Genomic DNA, 5,811 nt, shown 5'->3' with positions numbered 1-5,811 from the left:
CCTCCCGGGCCGCCCGCGACGGGTCGGCGGCGGCCAGCCGGGCGGCCAGCTCGGCCTTCAGCGTGATCACGGTCAGGTGGTGCCCGAGCAGGTCGTGCACGTCCGCCGCGAAACGCAACCGCTCCTGGGCGGCGGCCAGCCGGGCCTGGGCCGCCCGCCCCCGCTCCGCCTGCACCAGCAGCCGCCAGAACCACACCTGGAAGCCGTTCACCACCGCGACGCCGGGACCGGCGGTGCCGACGACCAGCAGCGCCGGCCCGATCGACGCGCCGGTCACCTGCGCCACCGCTCCGGCGACCACCATCGCCGCCACGGTGGCCGGAAGGGTCGCCCGCAGCGGGGCCAGCAACGGCACCCCGCCGACCGTCGCCGCGCCGAGCCAGGCCCAGGTGGGCCAGTCGCCGACGGCGACCGGTGCGGCCAGCGGCACACCGAGCACCGCGACGGCGGCGTACCCGATCCGCAGCCGTCGGCGCCGCGCGGCGGACCACCCGGTGGTCAGTGCCGCGCCCACCGCGCACGCCAGGACCAGCGCGAACGCGCCGATGGCGAGGACGCCGGAGGCCACCCGCCACGGGTCCGGCTCCCGTGCGAGGCCGACCGCCGGCAGGAACAAGGTGGCGGCCATGCCGGCGGCGAGGGAGACCATCGTCGCCGTCCGGGCACGGCGTAGGGTCCGCCCGCCGCCCGGCACCGTCCCGTCCGTCCCCACGCCGGTCAGGGTAGAACCCGCCACCTCACCGGCGGAGCCCCCGTTCCGCCCGGTCCGACCGGGCATCGTGCCCGGCCGACCGGGGACGGAACGCGGATTGTCGCCGACGTCGTTCGCCACGACGATCGACGTCATGACCGACGCCCTCGCCGCACCCGGCGGACCGACCCCGTCCACCCCGACGATCCACGGGCCAACGGCCGCGCCGGTTCGCCACTCGCGCCTGTCGCCGCTGGCCCGGCATCTGATGGAGATGACGCTGGCCATGGTGGCCGGCATGCTGGCGCTCGGTGCCGCCCGCGCCGCCCTGGGCGGGCTGCTCGGGCTGGCTCCGGCCACGCCCGGCGTCGCGTCGCTGCTGATGGCCACCGACATGAGCATCGGCATGGCGGTCTGGATGTGGTACCGAGGGCATTCCGGCCCGGCCGTCGGCGAGATGGTCCTGGCCATGTACGTGCCCGTGCTGGTGCTGCTGGTGCCGTACCGGGCCGGGTTGCTCGACGGCGACGCCCTGATGATGGGCACGCACGTGCTGATGGTGCCGGCGATGGTGGCGGCGGTGCTGCGGCGTCGGGCCGAGTACGCCGTGCACCACCCGAACCGCGCCGCGCCGCGACACCCGTGGGCACGGGCCGTGGCGCAGCGCTGGCCGGCCGGGCTGGCGCTGCTGATGACCGCCGACAACTGGAGCTCACCCGTACCGCTGGCCGCGTACACGCTGCTGGTCCTGCCGGCCGGATACCTGATCATCGGCACCGTGCGCCGGCAGTGGGGCGTACCGGGTGCCCTCCGCCTCCAGCTCGCCGGCCTGGCCGGCTGGTCGGGCCTGGCCCTGCTCGCCCTTCTCCTCGGTGGCCCGGCCGGGCAGTGGCTGGTGGCGTTCGGATGGTTGGCCCACGCGGGCTGGGACGTGATCCATCACCGCACCGGCAAGGTGGTGCCCCGCGCCTACGCCCAGTGGTGCGGCGTGATCGACGCGGTCCTCGGGATCACCATCATCCTGGCGCTGGTCACCACCTGACCGACCGGCTGCGCCACGGCCCGCCGCCACCCGGCAGCGGGCCGTGGCCGCGTGTTACCGGTGGTCGCCGCAGCGGCCGGGAGGGCGTGATGAAAAACTTGACCCATGAGTTCCACGCCCGTACCGCCCGACGCGACCATGGATCCGCCCGCCTTCACCGATCTCGGCCTGCGACCCGAACTGCTCGCCGCGCTCGCCGCGCTCGGCTACGAGGAGCCGACGCCGATCCAGCGGGAGGCGATCCCCACCCTGCTGACCGGCCGTGACCTGCTCGGGCAGGCAGCCACGGGTACGGGCAAGACGGCCGCGTTCGCGCTGCCACTGTTGCAACGAATGCCGGACGACCGGCCCGGCGGTGATCCCCTGGCGTTGGTGCTGGTGCCCACCCGGGAACTCGCGGTGCAGGTGTCCGAGGCGTTCCACCGGTACGGCAAGGACCTCGGGGCCCGAGTGCTGCCGATCTACGGCGGGCAGCCGATCGGCCGCCAACTGCGGGCGCTGGACCTCGGCGTGGACGTGGTCGTGGCCACCCCCGGACGGGCGCTGGACCACATCGCCCGGGGCACGCTACGGCTCGGCAACCTGATCACCGTCGTCCTCGACGAGGCCGACGAGATGCTGGACATGGGCTTCGCCGAGGACATCGAGGCGATCCTGGAGCACGCGCCCGCGCAACGCCAGACGGTCCTCTTCTCGGCGACCATGCCGTCGCGCATCGAGGGCATGGCCCAGGCGCACCTCACCGACCCGGTCCGCATCCTCATCGCCCGCGAGCAGCCGGTGGCCGGCGCGGCACCCCGGGTACGCCAGAGTGCGTACCTGGTGGCGCGGGCGCACAAGCCGGCGGCGCTGGGCCGGGTGCTGGACGTCGAGTCGCCCACCGCGGCGATCGTCTTCTGCCGCAGCCGGGAGGAGGTCGACCGGCTCACCGAGACGATGAACGGACGCGGCTACCGGGCCGAGGCCCTGCACGGCGGGATGAGCCAGGAGCAGCGGGACCGGGTGATGGGTCGGCTGCGCTCCGGCACCGCCGACCTGCTGGTCGCCACCGACGTCGCCGCGCGGGGACTCGACGTCGAACAGCTCAGCCACGTGGTCAACTACGACGTGCCGTCGGCTCCCGAGTCGTACGTGCACCGCATCGGCCGGGTCGGTCGCGCCGGCCGGGAGGGCGTGGCGATCACCCTGGCCGAGCCCCGGGAACACCGGATGCTCAAGACCATCGAGCGGGTCACCGGCCAACGGATCACGATCGACAAGATCCCGACCGTCGCCGACCTGCGTACCCGCCGGCTGGAGCTGACCCAGGCGGCGCTGCGGGAGAGCCTGCTGGAGGACGACCTGGAGCCGTTCCGGGTCATCGTGGAGACGCTCAGCGACGAGTTCGACCTGATGGAGGTGGCGCTCGCCGCGGTGAAGCTGTCCCACGAGGCGACGCTGCCCGGCTCCGACGAGGCCGAGGAGGAGATCCCGCAGGTGGCGGTCCGTCCCACCCGGGACGCCCGGCCCGGCCAGGACAACCGGGGCGACCGCCGACCGGCACGGCCCCGCACCGGCGGCACCACCCAGGTCTTCATCGGGCTGGGCCGGCGCGCCGGAGTCCGGCCGCAGGACCTGGTCGGCGCGATCACCGGAGAGACCGGCATCCGTGGCCGGGACATCGGCTCGATCGAGATCGCCGACCGGTTCTCGCTTGTCGAGGTGCCCAACGGGGTGGCCGACGAGGTGATCGCCGGGCTGCGCGGCAGCACCATCAAGGGCCGCAAGGCCACCGTACGCCGAGACCGCGACGACAGCCGCTGACGTGTAAGGAAGGGCCCCCTGTTAACGCCTGCGGTATAGCAGGGAGCCCTTCTCACCACGGCACGCCCCGACATGCAGCGACTGGCGCCACCCCGCACGGGATGACGCCAGTCGATGGTGCCTCGGGTTAACAGGGGACCCCTGCTCTACCTCAGGCGTTAATAAGGTGCCCTTCCTTGCATCCGTCAGGCGGCGGTGAGGCTCTGGCCGCCCAGCGAGGCCGGGTCGATCTCGGCCGGGCGCAGCGCCAGGGCGAGCACGTCGGCGACATCGGCGAGCGGGTGTACGGTCAGCGCCTCGCGGACCTCGGTGGGCAGGTCGTCGAGGTCCGGCTCGTTCCGGGCCGGAATGATCACCTCGGTCAGACCGGCCCGGTGCGCGGCCAGCAGCTTCTGCTTCACCCCGCCGATGGGCAGCACCCGGCCGGAGAGTGTCACCTCGCCGGTCATCCCGAACTCGGGGCGTACCGGCCGGCCGCTGGCCAGCGACGCCAGCGCGGTGACCATGGTGATGCCGGCGCTGGGGCCGTCCTTGGGCACCGCACCCGCCGGGACGTGCAGGTGGATCCGCCGTCCGGCGAGGGCGTTCGGGTCCAGGCCGAGCCGGCGGCCGTTGGCGCGCAGGTAGGAGAGGGCGATGTGCGCCGACTCCTTCATCACGTCGCCGAGTTGGCCGGTCAGGGTCAGGCCCGGCTCACCCTCCATGCTGGTGGCCTCGATGAACAGCACGTCGCCGCCGGCACCGGTGACCGCCAGGCCGGTGGCCACGCCGGGCACCGCCGTCCGCTCCGCCGACTCCGGCGTGTGCTTGGGCCGGCCGAGGTAGCGGGTCAGGTCGTCGGCGCCGACGCGGACCGGCGTCGGGTCGTCGGTGAGGGCCACCGCGACCTTCCGCATGACCTTCGCCAGGGCCCGCTCCAGTTGCCGTACGCCGGCCTCCCGGGTGTACTCCCCCGCGATGCGGGCCAGTGCCGGGGCGTCGAGGTCGACCTCGTCGGCGGTCAGCCCGGCCCGTTCCCGCTGCCGGGGCAGCAGGTGGTCCCGGGCGATGGCCACCTTCTCCTCCTCGGTGTAGCCGTCCAGGGTGACCAGTTCCATCCGGTCCAGCAGCGGGCCGGGGATGGCCTCCACCACGTTGGCCGTGGCGAGGAAGAGCACGTCGGACAGGTCGAGGTCGACTTCCAGGTAGTGGTCCCGGAAGGTGTGGTTCTGGGCCGGGTCGAGCACCTCCAGCAGGGCGGCGGCCGGGTCACCGGCGTACCCGACGGAGAGTTTGTCGACCTCGTCGAGCAGCACCACCGGGTTCATCGAGCCGGCCTCGCGCAGGGCCCGCACGATCCGGCCGGGCAGCGCGCCGACGTAGGTGCGCCGGTGGCCCCGGATCTCGGCCTCGTCGCGTACGCCGCCGAGGGAGACCCGGACGAATCTGCGGCCGAGCGCCCGGGCGACGGACTCGCCGAGGCTGGTCTTGCCGACGCCGGGCGGGCCCGTCAGGGCCAGCACCGCGCCGGAGCCGCGCCCGCCGACCACACCGAGGTTGCGGTCGGCCCGGCGGTTGCGCACCGCCAGGTACTCCAGGATGCGGTCCTTGACGTCGGCCAGGCCGGCGTGGTCGGCGTCGAGCACGGCCCGCGCCGCGGCCAGGTCGATGTTGTCCTCGGTACGCGTGCTCCACGGCATCTCCAGCACCGTGTCGAGCCAGGTACGGATCCAGCCCGCCTCCGGGGAGGCGTCACTGGCCCGCTCCAGCTTGCCGACCTCGCGCAGTGCCGCCTCGCGTACCTTCTCGGGCAGGTCGGCGGCCTCGACACGGGACCGGTAGTCGGCGGAGCCGTCCGGGGCGTCCTCGCCGAGTTCCTTGCGGATCGCGGCGAGCTGCTGGCGCAGCAGGAACTCCCGCTGCGACTTCTCCAGCCCCTCGCGGACGTCGGAGTTGATCTGCTCGGTGACCTCCTGCTCGGCGAGGTGCTCCTTGACCCAGCCGACGAGCAGTTCCAGCCGGGCGGTGACGTCCGGCGCGGCGAGCAGTTCGGTCTTCTGCGCCAGGGTGAGCCAGGGCGCGTAGCCGGCCGAGTCGGCCAGTTCGGAGAGGTCGGTCATCCGCTCCATCGCGTCGATGACCTGCCATGCGCCGCGCTGCTGGAGCACGGAGGTCACCAGGGCGCGGTACTCGCGGGCCAGTTCCCGTGCCTTGCCGGCGGGGGTGGGTTCGTCGATCTCGGTCGCCTCGACCCAGAGCGCCGCGCCGGGTCCGGGCACCCCGGAGCCGATGCGGG

Annotated in this window: 4 protein-coding genes; 2 read left to right on the top strand and 2 right to left on the bottom strand. The window is 73.8% G+C overall.

What is annotated here, in order from left to right; genetic code table 11:
- A partial coding sequence (locus EYA84_RS24700) for a histidine kinase (protein ID WP_236145945.1) occupies positions 1-712 on the bottom strand: 712 nt, incomplete at its 3' end.
- A 133-nt stretch (positions 713-845) separates the two neighbouring features.
- Here EYA84_RS24700 and EYA84_RS24695 point away from each other — a divergent pair.
- On the top strand, positions 846-1,733 hold the full coding sequence (locus EYA84_RS24695) for a hypothetical protein (protein ID WP_236145944.1): 888 nt from the start codon (positions 846-848) through the stop codon (positions 1,731-1,733).
- A 105-nt stretch (positions 1,734-1,838) separates the two neighbouring features.
- Positions 1,839-3,536 carry a DEAD/DEAH box helicase gene (locus EYA84_RS24690; protein ID WP_131055802.1) on the top strand — a complete coding sequence of 566 codons (1,698 nt, stop codon included), beginning with the start codon at positions 1,839-1,841 and terminating at the stop codon, positions 3,534-3,536.
- A 185-nt stretch (positions 3,537-3,721) separates the two neighbouring features.
- On the opposite strand, the gene lon is transcribed toward EYA84_RS24690, so the two are convergent.
- Positions 3,722-5,811: endopeptidase La (gene lon, locus EYA84_RS24685; RefSeq protein ID WP_131055800.1), on the bottom strand; the 2,090-nt coding region annotated here is incomplete at its 5' end.

It is taken from the genome of Verrucosispora sp. SN26_14.1 (assembly GCF_004307965.1).
Lineage (GTDB): Bacteria > Actinomycetota > Actinomycetes > Mycobacteriales > Micromonosporaceae > Micromonospora.
The sequence above is the reverse complement of the archived record's forward strand: the minus strand, read 5'-3'. Positions and strand labels throughout refer to the sequence as shown.